Raw genomic sequence first — 20807 nt, 5'->3', positions numbered from 1 at the left:
CGTTAACCGGTTCTACCCATAGAATTACTCCGTTCTATGGGTAGCGTTTTTCACCTTATTTAGACCTCTCTTTTCTATACTCGTAAGGCGTTTTTCCGGTTATGCGGCGGAAAAACTTGCAAAAGAACGAAGCGTTCGGAAAATTCAAGTCGTCTGCTATCTGATAAACCAACTTATCGGTGTAACAAAGTTGCAACTTGGCTTCTTGGATAACAGCTTCATTCACCCAGTCCATCACGGTTTTTCCGCTGGTATCCCGAATCACCGTACTCAGATAGCGAGGTGTAAGATACAGATTATCTGCATAAAACGATACGTTCCGTTCAGAAACGGCATACTTATTAACAAGGTTGATAAACCTGTTGAAAAGTTTTTCCCGACGGGTATGTTCCTGACGCGACACCGTAGCATCGCGATGATAACACACTTCCATCTGACGAAACAAAGCGGAAATAAGACTCCGGACAGTATCGCGCGGGAAAGGCTCGTCGTGTAACACGTCCCAAATCAAATCCAAGAACATAACCAACCGCTTCCGCTCCTTTTCATTCAAATCGACAACAAAGAAAATTCCTCCTTGCAAGTAAGCGTGCAGCAAAGGCTCTTTCTGCCAACCTTCCATAAAATCATCAACAAAAGTCAGCATGGTAACATCTATGTTTTTAGGCATCTCCACAAACTCAAGCACAGCTCCCGGCGATGTGACCACTAACTGGTTTGATGAAACAATCACCTCACGCAGATTAATACGGACACGGATATGCCCCGACCGGATATAAACAATCCTTCCTTCGGTCAGCCGATAGGGTTTTCCCGGTATCAGTATAGATTCCGAAATCTCTTCCATCCCCTCTACCGAACGCACAAAACCCAGTTCGGGGGTAATGAAACGACTTTCATTACGCCGCGTAAAGGGGAAATCGTGTATCTGCTGCAAAGCAAGCAGAAAAAGGCCATTCTGTTCCATATTCTATATTTTAATATTACTTCCCGCAAAGATAATTATTCGCAACAAAAACAAGAGATGTCAGGTGCAAAATCAAACAAACAGAACATTCAAAGCAAACAATGGAACTTCTTAATATGGACAGAACAATCTATATTTGCAAAAAGAACCTCAAAATCGACTTATTTATGATACGAACCTGTTTATTGATGCTGTTTTGTGGCTTCTGCCTTTCTACTTTCGGACAGGTGACTTTGGACGAATGTCGGGCTGCCGCACAACAAAATTACCCGCTGGCAAGGCAATACGACCTGATTCGCTTATCGGAACAATACACCCTCTCGAATGCCACACGGGGAAACTTGCCTCAATTTTCGATAAGCGGAAAAGCCTCTTACCAAAGCGATGCGACCACTTTGCCGTTTTCGATTCCCGAAGTAGACTTTCACGGACTGCCTAAAGACCAGTACCAGATAGTGGCGGAAGTGCGCCAGAACATTTGGGACGGCGGAGAGATACGAAACCGGAAACGTCAAGTAGAAGCCGAATCGGACGAAGCAGCCCGCCAGTTGGACGTAAGCATGTATGCGCTCAACGAACAGGTGAATCGGATTTTCTTCGGCATCTTACTGATAGATGAGCAACTGAAACAAAACGCCTTATTCCACGAAGAACTCGAAAGAAATTTGCAAAACGTTTCGGCTTACCGCGACAACGGTACGGCAAACGATGCGGATGTGGATGCCGTAAACGTAGAGATTCTCAACAATAAACAACAGCGAATCACTCTCGAAACCAACCGACGGTCTTACGTACGGATGCTTGCGCTGCTCACGGGAAAAGAGCTTTCGCCCGATATCCTTTTAGAACGTCCCGTTCTGCCAGCCGAAGAATCAGCTCTCGTTATCCGGCGTCCGGAATTATCGCTATACGACGCGCAAGAACATACGCTCGACATTCGCCGCCAACATTTGCGCACAGGATATTTGCCGCGACTCAGTCTGTTCGCACAAGGAGGTTACGGCAATCCGGGATTGAACATGCTGAAAGACAAATTCGAGGCTTACTACATCGTAGGGGCACGGATGAATTGGAATTTCGGAAGCCTGTATACCTTGAAGAATGACAGACGGAAACTCGATACCGAACAGCTACAAATAGCAAGCAAACGCGACGTGTTCTTACTGAATACCCACTTGCAGCTTGCCGAACAGGAGGGAGCCATCCATGCTTTACGCCAACAAATGGAAAAAGACGATGAAATTATTCGCCTGCGGTCCAACATACGCCGCTCAGCCGAAGCCAAAGTAGCCAACGGGACACTGACTGTAACTGAGATGCTTCGGGAACTGACTGCCGAAAATCTTGCCCGGCAAACAAAAGCGCAACACGAAATACAGTTACTGATGGAGATTTACGAACAAAAGCACTTAACCAATTAAAGATAACCTAAAAATATACATTTATGAGACGCTTACATTTACTCCTTGCCACTATCATAGCGACAGGCCTGTCGGCTTGCCGCTCCAATGAGGATTTTGATGCCACGGGGACATTCGAAGCGACTGAAATCATCGTATCGGCAGAAGCCAACGGAAGACTGTTTCAACTCAACGCGGAAGAAGGAACCGTACTGAAACAACATGAAGAGGTAGGACTGATAGATACCGTACAGCTTTACTTGAAGAAATTGCAATTAGAGGCAAACATGAAATCCGTAAAAAGCCAACGGCCTGACATCCGCAAGCAAATTGCCTCTACGCAAGAACAAATCGCTAAAGCGGAACGCGAACGGGAACGTGTGGCAAATCTGTTGAAAGCCAACGCTGCCAACCGCAAGCAGTTAGACGACTGGGATTCGCAACTCGCCGTCCTGCGCCGACAGTTGGACGCTCAACTTTCTACGCTGACCAACAGTACGACAAGCCTCAACGAGCAAAGTTCGTCGGTAGCCATCCAAGTCGCCCAAATCGAAGACCAGTTGCGCAAATGCCATGTCCTTGCTCCCATCAGCGGAACGGTACTTGCCAAATATGCCGAGCCGGGCGAAGTGGCATCCATCGGCAAGCCGTTGTTTAAAATAGCCGATATGGAGCATGTTTTCCTACGCGCTTACATAACATCCACCCAGTTGTCGCAAATAAAATTAGGAAGCAAAGTAAAAGTATTCGCCGATTTTGGTGACGACAACCGTATTCCATACGAAGGCACAGTAACATGGATTGCCGACGAAGCCGAATTTACACCTAAAACCATCCTTACCAACGATGAACGCTCTCACCAAGTATATGCCGTGAAAATAGCAGTACACAATGACGGATTCATCAAACTGGGCATGTACGGCGAAGTAAAGTTTAACAACGAAACGCAGCAATAAGCAAAAAACGAACGGATATGGAAAGTATCATCGAAGTAAATCATATTACCAAACACTACGGGGTGACCGAAGCACTGAGCGATGTGTCTTTCCACGTAAAGCGGGGAGAGATATTCGGATTGATAGGTCCGGACGGAGCCGGGAAAACGACTCTCTTCCGCATCATTGCCACGCTGGTTTCTGCCGAAAAGGGTACGACGTATGTATGCGGATTTGATACAGAAAAAGAGTATAAGGCTATCCGTAGACGCACAGGATACATGCCCGGAAAGTTTTCGCTGTATCAAGATTTGACGGTAGAAGAAAACCTGAACTTTTTTGCCACACTGTTCGGTACCTCCGTGGCGGCACACCGCGAACTGATAAATGACATCTACCGGCAGATAGAACCGTTTCGCAAACGGCGGGCGGGAGCACTATCCGGCGGGATGAAACAGAAACTCGCACTTTGCTGCGCTTTGGTTCACAGCCCGGAAGTGTTGCTGCTCGACGAACCTACCACGGGAGTAGATCCGGTATCGCGCAGAGAGTTTTGGACAATACTGGAGAGATTAAGCAAACAGGGAATTACCATTGTGGTGTCTACGCCCTTTATGGACGAGGCAAGCATGTGTCACCGCATCGCATTTATTCATGAGGGACATATCCGAGGCATTGGAACACCTCCGGAAATACTGGAAAGATTCAAAGAAATTCTTTGTCCGCCTAAACTGGAGAGAAATCCTCCTGCAGCAGAAAACCAACTTGCCATTAGCGTGAAAGGGCTGGTAAAACGATTCGGTACGTTTACCGCCGTCGACGGAATTTCATTTGAGGTGGAACGCGGGGAAGTGCTCGGATTCCTCGGAGCCAATGGAGCCGGAAAAACAACCGCCATGCGTATCCTCTGTGGTTTGAGCATACCTTCCGGAGGAGAAGCGAAGGTTTTGGGGTTCGACGTACGTACTCAAAGCGAAGAGATAAAAAAGAACATCGGATACATGAGCCAGAAATTTTCACTGTACGAAGATTTGAAAGTATGGGAAAACATGCGTTTGTTTGCCGGTATTTACGGCGTTCCTTCCAACGAAATTGCTTCCCGAATCGAAACGATGTTACACAGCATCGGGCTGTATGAAGAGCGTGACACCTTAGTGCGCAAACTTCCGCCGGGATGGAAACAACGGCTGGCATTCGGCGTAGCAGTTATTCATAACCCGCACCTTGTGTTCCTCGACGAACCTACGGGTGGTGTCGATCCTGCCACGCGCCGACAATTCTGGGAGTTGATTTACCAAGCATCCGCCCGAGGTATTACCTTTTTCGTTACCACGCACTGCATGGACGAAGCTGAATACTGCGACCGTATATCGATGATGGTAGACGGACGAATACGAGCCATCGGAACTCCCGATGAACTGAAAAAGCAGTTTGAAGCCAAAGACATGGACGAAGTGTTCAGGAAACTGGCACGGGGATTTTGAGTGTCATTAGTATAAATAAGTATATAACAGATAAAGATACTGAGAGCCATGAAACAATTCTTTGCATTCGTCTGGAAAGAATTTCATCACATCTTGCGAGACCGCCGCACGATGCTGATACTTATCGGTATGCCCATCGTACAAATTATTCTATTCGGTTTTGCCATCTCTACCGAAGTGAAAGACATAAAGACGGCGGTAGTAGCACCGAATCTCAATGCAGACGCGCATTATCTTATCGACCGGCTCGATGCCGGAGAGTATTTTTCCGTAAAATACGTAACCGGCTCTGTAAAAGAAGTAGAGCGATTATTCAGACAAAACCGGATAGAACTGGCTGTGGTCTTGCCTGATGACTTGCAACGGGGGCGTTTTGACAGCGAGAGCGTTCAACTGATAGTGGATGCCACCGACCCCAATCTGGCACTGACGCGGACTGCATACGCCCAAAACGTATTGTCGGCTATACGTCAATCTCTTACTGCCAACCTGTCTGCCGAAGCGGGTGAACCGCATCTGAAGGTCACGACCAAATTGCTTTACAACCCGCAAATGAAGAGCGCGTACAACTTTGTACCGGGAGTAATGGGACTGATACTGATGCTGATTTGTGCCATGATGACTTCAATCTCCATTGTCCGCGAGAAAGAAACAAGCACGATGGAGGTGCTGCTTGTTTCTCCTGCCGGAGCGCTGTTCATTATCCTCTCCAAATCTGTCCCCTACCTTGTGTTGTCGCTCGTCAACCTGACCACCATCCTGCTGTTGGCTGTGCTGGTGTTAGACGTTCCCATAGCAGGAAGCCTCGCTGCGCTGATAGGGGTATCGCTGCTGTTTATTTTTGTTTCGCTGGCGCTGGGCCTGCTCATTTCGTGCGTGGTACGTACGCAAGTGGCGGCGTTGCTGGCGTCGGCGTTGTTGCTGCTGTTGCCCACGGTATTGTTGTCGGGTCTGATATTCCCGGTAGAAAGTATGCCACCCGTACTGCAAGCGGTGGCTTGCGCCATACCTGCGCGGTGGTACATAGGAGCGGTACGCCGGCTCATGATAGAGGGTGTGCCGCCTGCATACGTGGCAACAGAGGTGGCAGTGCTTACCGTCATGGCGCTGGCATTAGTGGCACTGACAGCGCGCCTGTTTAAAAAACGATTGGATTAACACGAAAGGAGGCATGTTATGATATTACGTTACCTTATCGAAAAAGAGTTCCGGCAACTGCGCCGAAACAGTTTCTTGCCGAGGCTGATTCTGCTGTTTCCGTGTATGGTGATGCTCGTCATGCCGTGGGCTGCCACAATGGAAATCGAAAACCTGCGTGTGGCTGTCATCGACAATGACCACAGCGAGATGTCGACACGGTTGGTACACCGCATCGGGGCATCGCGCTACTTCAAGCTGGCAGAGTTGCCGTCTTCGTATCGTGCGGGGCTGGAAGCCATTGAGAAAGACCGCGCAGACCTGATATTGGAGATTCCGCGCGGATTTGAGAAGGAGCAAATAAACGGAAGGACTGCCGAAGTGATGGTGGCGGTAAACACCGTAAACGGCACGAAAGGAGCATTAGGCAGCTCGTATCTCACGCAAATTTTGATGGATACGTCCTCCCCTGTCCCGTCAGTGCGCTACCGTTTCAACCCGCACTCAGACTACAAGGTGTTCATGGTTCCGGCACTGATGGCACTTGTGCTGGTAATGCTGTGCGGATTTCTGCCGGCGCTGAACGTGGTGAGCGAGAAGGAGGCGGGCACCATGGAGCAGATGAACGTTACGCCCGTGGGACGCACGGCATTCACCCTTGCCAAGCTGCTGCCTTATTGGGCGATGGGCGCGGTGGTGCTGACGCTGTGCATGGGGCTGGCGCGGGCGATGTACGGCATCAGCCCGGCGGGAAGCCCTGCCACAGTGTTTCTCGCGGCAGGGGTGTTCGTGCTGGTGATGTCGGGGCTGGGGCTGGTCATCTCGAACCATTCTGCCACCATGCAGCAGGCGATGTTCGTCATGTGGTTCTGCATGTTGGTGTTCATCCTCATGAGCGGGCTGTTTACGCCCATTGCCAGTATGCCGCCGTGGGCGCAGGCCGTTACCTACCTGAACCCACTGCGTTACTTCATGGAGGTGATGCGCACGGTGTATCTCAAGGGCGGAGGGGTGACCGATGTGGCGGCAAACCTTGCTGTGATGGCGGGATTTGCCGCGGTGCTGGGCACGTGGGCGGTGGCGAGTTACCGCAAAAGGGGGTAGGACTACAGCCCTGCCTGCAAGCGGCGCATGGCTTCGGCGCAGTCGTCGCGTTTACCGAAGGCAGTGAGCCGCAGGTAGCCCTCGCCCGACGGACCGAAGCCGGAGCCGGGGGTGGTGACGATGCCGGCACAGCGCAGCAGGTGGTCGAAGAACTGCCATGAGGTTTGCCCGCCGGGAGCTTTGAGCCAGAGGTAGGGGGCATCCGTGCCGCCGTACACCTCAAGGCCGGCGGAGCGCAGGGCGGCGAGCATGAGGCGGGCGTTTTCCATGTAGTAGCCCACAGCTTGGCGCACCTGCTGACGGCCTTCGGGGGTGTAGACGGCTTCGGCACCGCGTTGGGCGATGTAGCTCGCGCCGTTGAACTTGGTAGTCTGGCGGCGGTTCCACAAGGGGTTGAGCGACACGCGGCCGCCGCCGGGGGCAGAGAGTGTCACGCCGTGGGGCACCACGGTGTAACCGCAGCGCACGCCCGTAAAGCCGGCGGTCTTCGAGAAGCTGCGTATTTCTACCGCCACGCGCTCGGCGCCCGGTATCTCGTAGATGGTGTGGGGAATGTCGGGATGAGTGATGTATGCCTCGTAAGCGGCGTCGAACACGATGAGCGAATCGTTCTCAAGCGCATAGTCAACCCACCGTTTCAGTTCGGCGCGGGTGAGCGTGGTACCGGTGGGGTTGTTGGGGTAGCAGAGGTAAATGAGGTCGGGACGGCGGCGGGGCAGATCGGGCACGAAGCCGTTTTCAGCCGTGGAGGACAGGTAAGTGATGCGACTCCAGCGGCCGTCGGGACAGGGTTCACCGGCACGGCCCGCCATCACGTTGGTATCGACGTAGACGGGGTAGACGGGGTCAGTCACGGCGATGGTGGCGGGGGTGTCGAGCAGCTCGCCGATGTTGGCAGTGTCGCTCTTGGCACCGTCGCTCACAAACACTTCGTCGGGCGAGAGGTTCACGCCCAGCGGGGCGAAGTCATGGCGGACGATGGCCTCACGCAGGAAGCCGTAGCCCTGTTCGGGACCGTAGCCGTGGAAAGTGTCGGCAGATGCCAGCTCGTCGACGGCGCGGTGCATCGCCTCGATGGAGGCGGCGGGCAGGGGACGGGTCACGTCGCCGATGCCCAGACGGATGAGCCTGCTGCCGGGGTTCTGCGCAAGGTATTGGTCTACGCGGTGTGCTATTTCAGAAAAAAGGTAACTCGCTGAGAGTTTCAGGTAATGGGGGTTTACTGTTGACATAGGTGTATTTCTTTTGCAGGCCGGCGGCTGACATGCCGCCGTCTTGCCGGTTTTACTGATATGATCTTGCTGTTTTTTATTTGTGACGGTATGTCCCGGCGGGAGTGCCGGAACGCTACCCGAAGCGCATCGTTACGCTACCCGTAGTGCAGGCCTGCGCTATGGGTAGCGCAAGGCATCGCTTGCGGTAGCGTAACGGTACGCTGCGAAGGGCTTATCCGGGGAGGGAGATTTCGCCGTCGAACACGCTCACGGCAGGCCCGGTCATGCGCACGGTACCGTCGGCCTCGCTCCAGTGAATCAGCAGCGTGCCGCCGTCCATCCGCACTGCCGAACGGCGAGGCGAACGGTGGGTGAAGGCTGCCGCCACAGCGGTGGCACAGGCGCCCGTGCCGCAGGCTTGGGTGATGCCCGAACCGCGCTCCCACACGCGCATCCGGATTTCGGCATCGCCGGTTATTTGGGCGAACTCCACGTTCACGCGGTGGGGGAACAGGGGATGGTGCTCCAGCAGCGGACCCACTCCGGGCAGGTCGACGCTTTCGGCATCGTCAACGAATATCACCAAGTGGGGATTGCCCATTGACAGGGCGATACCTTCGCCGAAGGGGTAGCCCGCGCCCAGCTCCACGCGGCGGATGAGCGTGGGAACGCCCATGTCGACCGTCACGGCGTCTACCTGCCTTTGGGGGGAGACGTGGAGGTGGAGCGTTTTCACGCCCGAAAGCGTTTCAAGCCTGATTTCGGTCTTATCCGTCAGCCCGCGCTCGTAGAGGTACTTGCCAATACAGCGGCTGGCGTTTCCGCACATCATCGCCTCGGAGCCGTCGGCATTGAAAATGCGCATACTGAAGTCGGCAACCGATGAAGCGCCTATCAGCACCAGCCCGTCGCTGCCGATGCCCGTATGGGGGCGGCTCCACTCGATGGCGGCGCGGCGGGGGTCGGCGATGGGATAGCGCAGGGTGTCGACGTAGATGTAGTCGTTTCCCGCCCCGTGCATTTTAGTAAACTTAACTTTCATGGGCAGCAGGGGTTTGGGTATAAGCGTCAGCGTGTACGCCCGTCACGGCGCGTCCGCTCGGCTCATTCATGTTCTTAAATGACGCATCCCATGCGAGGGCTTCTGCCGTGGAGCACGCCACGCTGGGCACGCTGGGCACACTGAGGGCGGCGCTGCGCGAGGGGAAGTATTCCTCGAAGATGCTGCGGTAGTAGTATTCTTCTTTGTTGCGAGGCGGATTGATGGGGAAGCGGAGGGCGGCGTGTGCCATCTCGTCGTCGGTCACGGCGCGCGCGGTCACTTCCTTGAGGGTGTCTATCCAGCTGTATCCCACCCCGTCGCTGAACTGTTCTTTCTGCCGCCACGCCACGCCGGGAGGAAGCATGTCAGCAAACGCCTCGCGCACGATTTTCTTTTCTATCACGCTGCCCGGACACATCTTGAGGCGGGGGTCGGTGTGCATCGCCACGTCAAGGAACTCCTTGTCGAGGAAGGGAACGCGCCCTTCGACGCCCCATGCGGCAAGCGACTTGTTGGCGCGCAGGCAGTCGTACTGGTAGAGTTTGGAGAGCTTGCGCACGGTTTCTTCGTGGAAGGCGCGGGCATCGGGCGCCTTGTGGAAGTAGAGGTATCCGCCGAACACCTCGTCAGCTCCCTCGCCGCTCAGCACCATTTTGATGCCCATGCTGCGGATGACACGCGCCAGCAGGTACATCGGGGTAGACGCACGCACGGTGGTGACATCGTAAGTCTCAATATAATAGATGACATCGCGCAGGGCGTCGAGTCCCTCGTCGATGGTGTAATGGATTTCGTGGTGGACGGTGCCGATGAAGTCGGCCACCTCGCGCGCCTTCTCCAAGTCGGGGGCACCTTTCAGCCCGATGGCAAACGAGTGCAGGCGGGGCCACCATGCTTCTTTCCGCCCGTCGGTCTCTACCCTGCACGACGCATATTTCTTGGCGATGGCGGAGATGACGGAGCTGTCGAGCCCGCCCGAAAGCAGTACGCCGTAGGGCACGTCGCTCATGAGCTGGCGGCGCACGGCGTCTTCGAGAGCTTCCCTGATGCGGAAGGAGGCAGCGCGGGGCTCGTCTGCACCGCCGGTATCCACTCCATCGTATTCAAACCAGTCGCGCCGATACCAGCGCACCATCTTCCCCTCGCGGCTCGAATAGTAGTGTCCGGGCAGGAAAGGCTCGTAACGCTCGCAGAAGCCTTCCAGTGCTTTCAGCTCGCTGGCGCAGTACACCGTACCGTCGGCATCGTAGCCGATATAAAGGGGAATGACGCCTATCGGGTCGCGTGCGATGAGAAACTCGTCGCGCTCCTCGTCGTAAAGGGCGAAAGCGAATATACCGTTCAGTTCTTCCAGAAAGCGTATCCCCTTGTCGCGGTAAAGCGCCAAGATGACCTCACAATCGCTCCCGGTACGGAAGTCGTACCGTCCTTCGTAGCGGCGGCGGATGTCGCGGTGGTTGTATATCTCACCGTTCACGGCAAGAATCTGCCGGCGGTCGGGTGAATAAAGGGGCTGTCCGCCGCTCTGCGGGTCGACTATCGAAAGCCGCTCGTGAGCAAGTATGGCGGAGCCGCCACAATAGATTCCGCTCCAGTCGGGACCGCGGTGACGTATCTTCTTAGCCATCGCCAGCGCCTTGTTCCGGAGTGCGGGTGTCTGTTCCTTAATGTTGAATATTGCTGCTATCCCACACATGATTTTAATCGTTGTATTTGTATGTTGTATATCTTCGTATCGTGTATCTTATTCTCTCAAATAGCGGTCGATGTCTCCGGCTGCCTTGCGTCCGGATGCGATGCACCTTACCACCAAACTGGCTCCCGTGGCTGCGTCGCCCGCCACAAAAGCGTTTTCGGGCAGCGGCGGGAGTTCGGGTTTCAGAAATCCCATTGCCAGCAGTACGAGGTCGGCTTTAAGGGTTTCCTTCCGTCCCGTGGGAGTCATCATCGGACGTCCGCCGGCGGGATCGGGAATCCATTCCACCTCCTCCACTTCCACACCCGAAACGTGTCCACCTTTTCCCAAGAAACGGACGGACGACAAGCTCCAGCGGCGCGCACATCCCTCTTCGTGGCTGCTGCTTGTTTTCAGTACCCGCGGATACTGTGGCCATGGCGTATCGGGATTCTCGCCCACGGGAGGCTTGGGCATGATTTCAATCTGGGTTACGCTCAGTGCTCCCTGACGGTTGCTCGTACCGATACAGTCACTGCCCGTATCGCCGCCGCCGATTACCAGCACGTGTTTTCCCCGTGCCGAGATGCGTTCGTCTTTCGTGAAAGTCTGTCCGGCAAGCACGCGGTTCTGCTGGGCAAGCATCTCCATCGCAAAGTGAATTCCTTTCAGTTCCCGTCCCGGAATGGAGAGATCGCGTGCCTGCGGCGTTCCGGTACATACGCAGTAAGCGTCGAAACCTTCGGGCAGGCAATTCAGGTCGATTTCCGAATTAACCTTGAATGTGATGCCTTCCTGTTCCATCAGGTGCAGACGCCGGTCGATTATCGGTTTGTGGAGCTTGAAGTTAGGGATGCCGAAACGCAGCAGCCCGCCAATGTACTCCAGCTTCTCGAACACAGTCACCTCATAGCCCCTCCGGTTTAGCTGGTTGGCAGCCGCAAGTCCCGCCGGTCCCGATCCGATAACCGCCACCCGCTTCCCGTTGCGCGGATAACTGCCGGGACGGATGAATCCCTCGCGGAAGGCAGCCTCGATAATCGCCGCCTCGTCTTCGCGGATGGTGACCGGCTCTCCCATGCTGAGCTGAAGCACACAACTCTTCTCGCACAGTGCCGGACAGATGCGTCCCGTAAACTCCGGGAAATCGTTCGTAAGGCTCAGTATCTCATACGCCTCGCGCCATTTCCCCCGCCAGAGTGCATCCTGAAATTCAGGAGGACGGTTGCCCAGCGGACATGCCCAATGGCAAAACGGCACTCCGCAATCCATGCAGCGCGAGGCTTGCAGGCGGCGTTCCCCGCTGTTTAATGTTTGCTCTACCTCGCCAAAGTCGGCGATACGGTCGTGGACAGGGCGGTAACCCGCTTCCTGCCGCGGTATAGTTAAGAATGCTTTTGGGTTTCCCATATCTTGATTTGATTTTTAAGTCATTCACACGGTTAATAATCGCGCTGCACTTCGGCAATCTTTTCCTGCAACTTGCGCATCTGCTCTTCTGCCAGCACCTTCTTATATTCGATGGGCGTAACCTGAATGAACTCGTCGATGTAGCGATTCCAGTTGTCGAGCATCGTGCGTGCAAGCTGCGAGCCCGTGTACAGGTAATGCTGACGCACCAGCTCGTGAAGTTCCTTGCGTGAGGAAGCATCTTCAAGGAGCGACAATTCCACCATTTCCATGTTGCAGAAATAATCGAAGTTGCGGTTCTTGTCCCAAACGTAAGCCACTCCGCCACTCATTCCCGCCGCGAAATTGCGTCCCGTTCCGCCCAGAACGACTACCCTTCCGCCCGTCATGTACTCGCAGCAGTGGTCTCCCACGCCTTCCACCACGGCGATGGCTCCCGAGTTACGGACGGCAAAACGTTCGCCCGCACGGCCGTTGATGTAAACCTCCCCGCCGGTGGCACCATACAGCAGCGTGTTTCCTACTATCGTATTTTCCTCTGCTACGAATCCGCTGCGCACGGGAGGCTGTACCGAGATGCGTCCGCCGCTCAGTCCCTTGCCTAAATAATCATTCGCCTCGCCTTCCAGCCTGAAACTGATGCCATGAGCCAGAAACGCCCCGAAGCTCTGTCCTGCCGAGCCCTTGAACTTCACGCTGATGGTCTGGTCGGGCAGTCCCGCGTTGCCATACCTTGCAGCTACCTCCCCCGACAGCATGGCTCCCACCGAGCGGTCGGTATTGGCTATCGCATACTCCAGCGAAACCTCCTTGCCGTGTTCCAGAGCCTCCTTAGCGGCGGCAATCATGCCCACGTCCATCACATGGTCGATGTCGTGGTGCTGGTCCGTCACGTGGTGGAGCGCCGAACCGTTATCCACCTTGTGCAGCAAGCGGCTGAAATCAAGCAGCGCAGCCTTCCCACCCTTCGCCGGCGCAATGTCGATCAGGTCGGTACGGCCCACGATGTCTTCCAGCCTCGTAAAGCCCATCTCCGCCAGATACTCGCGCACCTCTTGGGCAAGGAAACGGAAATAGTTCACCACATACTCGTAATGTCCCCTGAAACGGCGGCGCAGGCGTTCGTCCTGCGTGGCCACCCCCACCGGGCACGTGTTGGCATGACACTTGCGCATCATCACACAGCCCAGCACGATGAGCGCCGCCGTGCCGAAAGCAAACTCGTCCGCCCCCAGCAGCGCCATGCAAATCACATCGCGCCCCGTCTTCAGCTGCCCGTCGGTCTGCAGACGCACCTGTCCGCGCAGCCCGTTCATCACCAGCGTCTGCTGCGTCTCGCTTAGTCCTATTTCGGGCGGGATGCCGGCATAACGCACCGAAGAAGCCGGAGAAGCCCCCGTGCCTCCCTCCGCACCCGAAATCACGATCAGGTCTGCCTTCGCCTTTGCCACGCCCGCGGCAATCGTTCCCACTCCGCTTTCCGCCACCAACTTCACGCTGATGTACGCCTTCGGGTTCACGTTCTTCAGGTCGAAGACAAGCTGTGCGAGGTCCTCTATCGAATAAATGTCATGATGGGGCGGGGGCGAAATCAGCGAGATGCCCGGGATGGAGTGGCGCGTGCGGGCTATCACCTCATCCACCTTGAAGCCCGGCAACTGCCCGCCCTCACCCGGCTTGGCACCCTGCGCCACCTTGATCTGTATCTCCTCGGCGTTGACAAGATATTCCGCCGTCACACCGAAGCGTCCCGAAGCCACCTGCTTGGTTTTGCTCGACAGTGGTATGCCGTCGTATGTGGCATGGAAACGCGCGGAGTCCTCTCCTCCCTCGCCCGTATTGCTGCGCGCCCCCAATTTGTTCATCGCCAGCGCCAGCGCCTCGTGAGCCTCCTTGCTGATTGCCCCGAACGAAATAGCACCCGTCACGAAATGACGCACGATCTCCTCCACCGGCTCCACCTTGCTAATATCGATAGGATTCTTCCTGAAGCGGAAAAAGTCGCGCAGGAAAACCGGATTTCCTTCCGTGTCTGCCTTCGCCGTAAACTCCTTGAAGCGCGCGTAGCTACCCGTGCGTGTGGCAAGCTGTAGCGTGGCGATGGTCTCCGGGTTCCAAGCGTGCCGCTCCCCGTCCTTGCGGTAAACCGACAACCCGGCGTGAGGCAACAGCCCCTCCACCTCGCCGGCAGCATACCCCCGACGATGGAAAGTCTCGTAATCGCGGGCAATCTCCTTCAGCCCGATGCCTCCCACGGTGGAACACGGCGTGCCGAAATACGTCTTCAGCAGCCCCTCGCCCAAGCCTACCGCCTCGAAAATCTTCGCCCCGCGATACGAACGGATGGTGCTGATGCCCATTTTACTCATCACCTTGTAAAGCCCTTTGCATAGCGCCTGTATGTAGTTGCGTTCCGCCGTCTCGTAGTTCAACTGGATGTCGCCCCCCTTCACCAAACCGTCTATCACCGCAAAAGCCATGTACGGGTTAAGTGCGCTTGCCCCGTAGCCCAAGAGCAGCGCCGCGTGCATCACCTCTCGAATTTCACCACTCTCTACTACCAGCGCCGTCTGCACCCGCTTCTGCACCGATATCAGATGATGGTGCACGGCGCTTACCGCCAGCAACGACGGAACCGCCACATGTCCCGCATCCACGCCACGGTCGGACAGGATAATGTAGTTAGCACCCGCGTCCACAGCCGCTTCCGCCCCCTTACATAAGTCCGCCACCGCCTCACGCAGCCCCTCCTCGCCGCTTCCCGCTTCGAAGAGCATGGGCAGCTTCACCGTCTTGAATCCCTTGTAACGGATGTTGCACAAGATGTCAAGCTGCGTATTCGTCAGTATCGGATGGGGCAGACGCACCATCTTGCAGTGGCTCTCGTCGGGCAGCAGGATGTTGTTTCCCACCGCCCCGATATACTCGGTGAGCGACATCACAAGCGCCTCGCGGATGGGGTCGACCGGCGGATTAGTGACCTGCGCAAACTGCTGTCTGAAATAACCAAACAAAAGCTGTGGCAAGCCCGACAGCACCGCCAGCGGCGTATCGTTACCCATTGACGCCACAGGCTCGGCACCCGTCGTACACATGGGCGCCACGGTGCGCTCCACGTCCTCGCGCGTAAAGCCGAACGCACGCAACCTGCGGGCACAATCATCCACCCCGTTTTCCACCTTCCGCCCGCTTTTCAGCGTGTCCAGCTCAATGCGGTTCGCCGCCAGCCACCGACGGTAAGGCTTTGCCGAGGCAAGAGCCTCCTTTATCTGTTCGTCATAATAAATACATCCCTGCTGCGTATCCACCAGCAACATCTTCCCCGGCTGCAGGCGTCCCTTCGCGCTGATGGCCTCCGGGTCGAAGTTTATCACCCCTGCCTCGCTCGCCACCACCATCATACCGTCTTTCGTAATCAGGTAACGCGCCGGACGCAGGCCATTACGGTCCAACATCCCCCCCGCGTAACGCCCGTCGCTGAAGAGCAGCGCCGCCGGCCCGTCCCACGGCTCCATCAAAATGGAATGATACTCGTAAAACGCCTTCAGGTCTTCGCTGATGGGATTCTTGTCGTTGAACGATTCCGGCACAAGCATCGCCATGGCGTGCGGCAGGTCTAGCCCCGACATCACCAGAAACTCCAACACGTTATCAAGCGACGCGCTGTCGCTCATCCCCGGTTGCACAATGGGGCGTATATCCCTCACATCACCCAGCAGCGGCGTGGAGAGCACCCCCTCACGCGCCTCTATCCACCCCCGGTTGCCCCGTATCGTGTTTATTTCACCGTTATGCGCCAACAGGCGGAAAGGCTGCGCAAGGCTCCACGTGGGAAACGTGTTCGTACTGAAACGCGAGTGCACGATGGCAAGGCCGCTTGTCAGATAAGGATGTGTCAGGTCAGAAAAATACGTCCGCAGCTGAACCGATGAGAGCATCCCCTTATACACCAGCGTACGGCTTGACAGCGACACGATATAAAAATCCTTGTGCGTAACCCTCCGCTCTATCCGTTTGCGCACCCGATAGAGCGTACGCTCAAGGTTCTCCGTGGCCGATGCACCCGTAATAAACACTTGCTTGATGTCCGGTTCCGTCTCGGCAGCACTCGCACCCAATACCGAACTATTTACCGGAACTGAGCGAAGATGCATCAACACCAAACCCTCACGTTCGATCTCCTCTATCAGCACACGCAAAATGGAAGACTGTTCGGAGGACGATTTAGGAAGAAATACCAGCCCCGTTCCGTATTTCCCCTTTTCGGGGACGGGGATACCTTGCAGCAAAATAAATTCATGCGGTATTTGTAACATGATGCCCGCACCGTCGCCCGTCTTGTTATCTGCACCTTCAGCGCCACGGTGCTTCAGGTTTTCCAATACTTTCAGTGCCGAATCTACCAATTCGTGTGACTTATTTCCGTGGATGTCCACTATCATGCCCACACCACAGGCATCGTGTTCGTTCGCAGCATCATACAATCCTAATGTACGTTGCGAACCCGTAGCCTTGCCTTTACTTTCCTCTCTAATAAAATTACTACTTTTCATTGGTGTTTGCTTTCTTTTATCTTCTTATTACTACTAATCAATAACAGTTTGATTGCAAAAATAGAATATAACTTTCTAAAGACAAAAGAGAAAAGCAAAAAGGCGATACACAAAATATCTTACATGGAACGATTGGTTAACATTTGCATCTATACATACGTTACAAATAACAATTTATCACAATAATCAAGTAAAATGATTACATTTTATCAAAAAGAATTCTGAAAAAGCATTTCTTTTTCTGCCGCTATCTTCTTTATTCCTTGTTGGGAGGCTATAAATCCTCCACCTAACACGCGATTACCTTCATAGAATACAGCCGACTGTCCGGGTGCTATGGCAGAGGCTTCTTCAGCAAACTTTACTAACAGTCTGCCGTCTTCAAGCCAAAGAACACGACAGGATATAGGGCGACTACGATAGCGGATGCGTACAGACAGGTCGGGACATGCTGTCAACTCTTCACGATCGGCTACGTTGACATCTTCCACCAACATGTAGCGGGTTCTCAACTGTTCGGCATCGCCTAACATAACCGTATTCTTTTCCGGATTGATTTTCAGCACATACGCAGGTTTACCCAAAGCGATTTCAAGTCCCTTGCGCTGACCGATGGTATAATAGGCAAAACCTTTGTGCTTGCCCAGTTTGATTCCTTTGCTGTCGACGAACCATCCTTCACCGATACGCTCATCAATATCGGGACAATGTTCGCGTAGAAATTCACGATAATCTTTATCTATAAAACAAATTTCCATGCTCTCCCCTCCCCTTGCTTTGGCCTCAAATCCTTTCGAAGCGAGGTAATCGCGCACGGATGCTTTGGTCATTCCACCCAGCGGGAACATCATGCGGCGCAAAATTTCTTGAGGAAGTTTCCACAGAAAATAAGACTGGTCTTTTGTCGAATCATCGCCGGTAACAATGTAACGATAGCCGTTGCGGTCTTCCAAACGGCAGTAATGCCCCGTAGCGATATATGCACAGTTTGTACGGTCGGCCCATTCACAGAGAATCCGCTCTTTGAACAAAGGATTACACATTACGCAGGGATTAGGCGTGCGCCCTCTCATATATTCATCTATAAAATACTGTACAATTACTTGGCGGAACTCCTTCCGCACATCTGCTACATGGTGTTCGATACCGAGGCGGGCAGCCAACCGTTGCGCCTCCAATACATCATCCGGTTGTTCCTGACCGGGTGTAGAGAAATGAGAAGGAACATCCCACGTACGCATGGTAACTCCTACTACTTCATAGCCTTGTTCTTGCAGCAGGATGCAAACGGCGGAACTGTCTATTCCGCCGCTCATCCCCACCAATACTCTTTTTTCTTTTTCTTTCATACTTTATAAAAATAATTCCGGCTCGCGACGTACATTAAACCGTTCATGCAAAATAGCGGCGAAAGGATTATCAAATATCCGGGCTTCGTTCGGACATACCTTTACACACGCACAGCATTTAATGCAGCGGTTCACATCGGTTTCAATACGGCTTCCATCTTCACTCACCCGAATGGCATGAGTTGGACATACCTCAACGCACTCTCCGCATACGAAACAATTTTCCGTACAGACGGGACATGCAGGCTGTCCGGCTTTGAGTTCTTTGTATGGAGTATTTCCTTTTACGAACAGTTCCGGCAAAGAGGAAACCTCACAGAGTTTTTTCCAACTGTCTTGACCAAAGCATTCGGCCTTTTGCAAATCGGAAGCGTCGGGACGTCCGGATGCAATCGGGCGGGCAGGTGTGCTGTAACTGTGCTCGCCAATGAAAGCAGCAGCCGAGAGGGGCATGAAACCAAGTTCTACCGCCGTGTCACGCAGTTCTAACAGCGCGTCTTCATAGTCGCGATTACCGTAAACAGTTATCAATATAGCGGGAGCATTGATTCCCCGCAAACGTTTCAAGCGTTGCAGCGCCACGGGTGCTACTCGTCCGCCGTAAACCGGGACAGCTATCACCGTCAGGGCATCTCTTATTTCGATGGGTGTCAGGTCTTCATCCAGCGTGAGATCGGTTTCGATGCGCCGCCCCATTCCAATGCCTTCGCCCACGGCACGCGCTATCTTGGCAGAGGTATGAGTGGGCGAGAAAAAAACAAGCTGCGTAGTAGTATATGTGTTCATGTTAAAAAGAAGTTGGTTATTATGAAAACAAAGATAACCTTTTCCGGCGAAAATTCACTTCACAGGCGGTCTGAATAGAATTTAAAACACTTTAAACTCATATCCTTGCGAAAGCAACCACTCGATGGCGCGGGGCAAGGCGTACTTCAGATTCTGTTCCGACTTCAACGAATCATGAAAAGTGATTATCGAACCGTTACGCGCATATTTTTTTACATTCTCAAGCACTTGCATCCCGTTCATCCGCTTGCTGTAATCGCGGGTTACCAAATCCCACATCACGATACGGTATTTTTTGCGGAGCGTGCGGTACTGCCCCCAGCCCAAATGTCCGTGAGGCGGACGGAACAAATCAGTATGTAAATAGTCGTTTGCCTTATCGGTATTCGCCAAATAATTGTCACTTGAATACTCAAAGCCCCGGATGTGGTTAAACGTATGGTTGCCCACACGATGTCCACGCTCTACCACCATCCGGTACTCTTCGGGATGCTTGCGCACGTTATCGCCCACCATGAAAAAAGTGGCCCGGATGCCATATTTGTCTAACACATCCAGCACCCACGGCGTAACACGAGGAATCGGTCCGTCATCGAAAGTCAAATAAACAGCTTTTACCGTTTTATCCATTCGCCACAAAGCTCGCGGATAAAGAAACCGCAACAGCGCGGGCGGTTGTTCAATAAGCATAATTCTGTTATAATTGTAAATTTAACGTGAGTTCGGTATAAGAAAACTATTGAAAAAGTTGTGGGAATGAAATATTTTTAGTATCTTTATAGCTGACAATCAATAAGTTACATAAAAACATCCATTCCCATGACTGATGCAAATATAATAGAAATTTTCTGTATTCTCGATGAGTTCTGCAAATATTTTACTCCTGAACTGAAAAAACACACGCTTGACACCTGCGGCAAACGCCGCCGCAACCGCCCGTGCCTCATGTCCGACAGCGAGGTAATGACCATTCTCGTACTCTTCCATACCATGCGCCAGCGCGACCTCAAGTCGTTCTACCTCGGTTACGTGTGCAACCACATGCGCAAGGAGTTTCCACACCGCCTGTCGTACAACCGCTTCGTAGAACGTCAGGCCAAGGTAGGACTCCATCTTTTGCTGTTCCTGCAGACATGTGCGTTGGGTAAATGTACGGGAATATCCATCATCGACTCCACCCCGTTGAAGTCATGCAATATAAAGCGTGCGCACAGCCACAGGACGATGAAGGGATGGGCAGCCAAGGGCAAGTGTACGATGGGATGGTTCTACGGGTTCAAGCTGCATATAGTGATAAACGACCGTGGCGAGATAATACAATGGACGCTCACGCCCGGGAACGTGGACGACCGTGAGCCATTGAAGGACAAGGACTTTACGCAAAGGCTTTTCGGCAAGATTTTTGCCGACAGGGGATACATAAGCCAGGAGCTTTTTGAAAAGCTTTTCATTGACGACATACACCTTGTGACCAAACTCAAGAAGAACATGAAGAACTCGCTCATGGACCTGCACGACAAAATCCTGCTGCGGAAAAGGGCGCTCATTGAAACAGTAAACGACGAACTCAAGAACGTCTGCTACATTGAACATACCAGGCACCGCAGCATTGACGGCTTTGCTTCCAACCTGATTGCAGGGCTTATCGCATACAACCTGCTTCCTAAGAAACCGTCACTCAATATTGACATCATTGATAAAAGCAGGCTTATTGCATAAGGTGATTATACCGAACTCACGTAAATTTATCC

15 protein-coding genes are annotated in these 20807 nt (G+C 53.7%); 6 read left to right on the top strand and 9 right to left on the bottom strand.

The genetic code is table 11. The annotated features are described in order from the left end of the window. Positions 1-55: 55 nt before the first annotated feature. Entirely contained in the window at positions 56-967 is a 912-nt protein-coding gene (locus tag H9626_RS12770) for a helix-turn-helix domain-containing protein (protein WP_191710727.1), read from the bottom strand. Positions 968-1134: 167 nt separating this feature from the next. Between H9626_RS12770 and H9626_RS12765 the strand changes: the two genes are divergently transcribed. The 5 genes from H9626_RS12765 to H9626_RS12745 are packed head-to-tail and all read left to right on the top strand — an operon-like array spanning position 1135 to position 7027. After that, positions 1135-2388, top strand: a complete 1254-nt coding sequence (locus H9626_RS12765; RefSeq protein WP_191710726.1) for a TolC family protein — start codon at positions 1135-1137, stop codon at positions 2386-2388. Between the two features lie 23 nt (positions 2389-2411). Beyond that, on the top strand, positions 2412-3323 hold the full coding sequence (locus tag H9626_RS12760) for an HlyD family secretion protein (protein ID WP_178256782.1): 912 nt from the start codon (positions 2412-2414) through the stop codon (positions 3321-3323). Between the two features lie 17 nt (positions 3324-3340). Further along, on the top strand, positions 3341-4786 hold the full coding sequence (locus H9626_RS12755; RefSeq protein ID WP_191710725.1) for an ATP-binding cassette domain-containing protein: 1446 nt from the start codon (positions 3341-3343) through the stop codon (positions 4784-4786). A 48-nt stretch (positions 4787-4834) separates the two neighbouring features. Then, complete coding sequence (locus H9626_RS12750; RefSeq protein ID WP_191710724.1) at positions 4835-5944, top strand: ABC transporter permease; 1110 nt, start codon at positions 4835-4837, stop codon at positions 5942-5944. A gap of 21 nt (positions 5945-5965) precedes the next feature. After that, positions 5966-7027 carry an ABC transporter permease gene (locus H9626_RS12745; protein WP_191710786.1) on the top strand — a complete coding sequence of 354 codons (1062 nt, stop codon included), beginning with the start codon at positions 5966-5968 and terminating at the stop codon, positions 7025-7027. A gap of 2 nt (positions 7028-7029) precedes the next feature. Here H9626_RS12745 and H9626_RS12740 read toward each other — a convergent pair whose 3' ends face one another. The 8 genes from H9626_RS12740 to H9626_RS12705 all read right to left on the bottom strand — a co-directional run bounded on the left by H9626_RS12740 (position 7030) and on the right by H9626_RS12705 (position 19746). Continuing rightward, positions 7030-8259 (bottom strand): LL-diaminopimelate aminotransferase, encoded by a 1230-nt coding sequence (locus H9626_RS12740; protein WP_178256785.1) that lies wholly within the window; start codon positions 8257-8259, stop codon positions 7030-7032. Between the two features lie 214 nt (positions 8260-8473). After that, positions 8474-9289, bottom strand: a complete 816-nt coding sequence (gene dapF, locus H9626_RS12735) for a diaminopimelate epimerase (RefSeq protein ID WP_288732976.1) — start codon at positions 9287-9289, stop codon at positions 8474-8476. After that, on the bottom strand, positions 9273-10979 hold the full coding sequence (gene asnB / locus H9626_RS12730) for an asparagine synthase B (protein WP_191710723.1): 1707 nt from the start codon (positions 10977-10979) through the stop codon (positions 9273-9275). Before asnB ends, dapF begins: the two co-directional genes overlap by 17 nt. 48 nt (positions 10980-11027) lie before the next feature. Then, entirely contained in the window at positions 11028-12368 is a 1341-nt protein-coding gene (locus H9626_RS12725) for a glutamate synthase subunit beta (RefSeq protein ID WP_191710722.1), read from the bottom strand. Positions 12369-12400: 32 nt separating this feature from the next. Next, positions 12401-16921 (bottom strand): glutamate synthase large subunit, encoded by a 4521-nt coding sequence (gene gltB / locus H9626_RS12720; RefSeq protein WP_191710721.1) that lies wholly within the window; start codon positions 16919-16921, stop codon positions 12401-12403. A 209-nt stretch (positions 16922-17130) separates the two neighbouring features. Then, entirely contained in the window at positions 17131-18270 is a 1140-nt protein-coding gene (mnmA, locus tag H9626_RS12715; RefSeq protein WP_191710720.1) for a tRNA 2-thiouridine(34) synthase MnmA, read from the bottom strand. A 3-nt stretch (positions 18271-18273) separates the two neighbouring features. After that, on the bottom strand, positions 18274-19056 hold the full coding sequence (locus H9626_RS12710; protein ID WP_191710719.1) for a 4Fe-4S binding protein: 783 nt from the start codon (positions 19054-19056) through the stop codon (positions 18274-18276). Positions 19057-19137: 81 nt separating this feature from the next. Beyond that, positions 19138-19746 (bottom strand): polysaccharide deacetylase family protein, encoded by a 609-nt coding sequence (locus tag H9626_RS12705; protein WP_178256792.1) that lies wholly within the window; start codon positions 19744-19746, stop codon positions 19138-19140. A gap of 129 nt (positions 19747-19875) precedes the next feature. Here H9626_RS12705 and H9626_RS12700 point away from each other — a divergent pair, with 129 nt between their 5' ends. Next, on the top strand, positions 19876-20775 hold the full coding sequence (locus H9626_RS12700) for an IS982 family transposase (protein ID WP_191710718.1): 900 nt from the start codon (positions 19876-19878) through the stop codon (positions 20773-20775). Positions 20776-20807: the final 32 nt, after the last annotated feature.

The sequence above is a fragment of the Phocaeicola faecium genome, from assembly GCF_014837055.1.
GTDB classification, from domain to species: Bacteria; Bacteroidota; Bacteroidia; order Bacteroidales; family Bacteroidaceae; genus Phocaeicola; species Phocaeicola gallinarum.
This window is presented reverse-complemented; position numbering and strand designations above follow the sequence as displayed.

Excerpts from the sequence above, each read along its gene's own strand:
- H9626_RS12770 (WP_191710727.1), bottom strand. The coding sequence starts at position 967 with ATGGAACAGAATGGCCTTTTTCTGCTTGCTTTGCAGCAGATACACGAT.
- H9626_RS12765 (WP_191710726.1), top strand. The coding sequence starts at position 1,135 with ATGATACGAACCTGTTTATTGATGCTGTTTTGTGGCTTCTGCCTTTCT.
- H9626_RS12760 (WP_178256782.1), top strand. The coding sequence starts at position 2,412 with ATGAGACGCTTACATTTACTCCTTGCCACTATCATAGCGACAGGCCTG.
- H9626_RS12755 (WP_191710725.1), top strand. The coding sequence starts at position 3,341 with ATGGAAAGTATCATCGAAGTAAATCATATTACCAAACACTACGGGGTG.
- H9626_RS12750 (WP_191710724.1), top strand. The coding sequence starts at position 4,835 with ATGAAACAATTCTTTGCATTCGTCTGGAAAGAATTTCATCACATCTTG.
- H9626_RS12740 (WP_178256785.1), bottom strand. The coding sequence starts at position 8,259 with ATGTCAACAGTAAACCCCCATTACCTGAAACTCTCAGCGAGTTACCTT.
- asnB (WP_191710723.1), bottom strand. The coding sequence starts at position 10,979 with ATGTGTGGGATAGCAGCAATATTCAACATTAAGGAACAGACACCCGCA.
- H9626_RS12725 (WP_191710722.1), bottom strand. The coding sequence starts at position 12,368 with ATGGGAAACCCAAAAGCATTCTTAACTATACCGCGGCAGGAAGCGGGT.
- gltB (WP_191710721.1), bottom strand. The coding sequence starts at position 16,921 with ATGAAAAGTAGTAATTTTATTAGAGAGGAAAGTAAAGGCAAGGCTACG.
- mnmA (WP_191710720.1), bottom strand. The coding sequence starts at position 18,270 with ATGAAAGAAAAAGAAAAAAGAGTATTGGTGGGGATGAGCGGCGGAATA.
- H9626_RS12710 (WP_191710719.1), bottom strand. The coding sequence starts at position 19,056 with ATGAACACATATACTACTACGCAGCTTGTTTTTTTCTCGCCCACTCAT.
- H9626_RS12705 (WP_178256792.1), bottom strand. The coding sequence starts at position 19,746 with ATGCTTATTGAACAACCGCCCGCGCTGTTGCGGTTTCTTTATCCGCGA.
- H9626_RS12700 (WP_191710718.1), top strand. The coding sequence starts at position 19,876 with ATGACTGATGCAAATATAATAGAAATTTTCTGTATTCTCGATGAGTTC.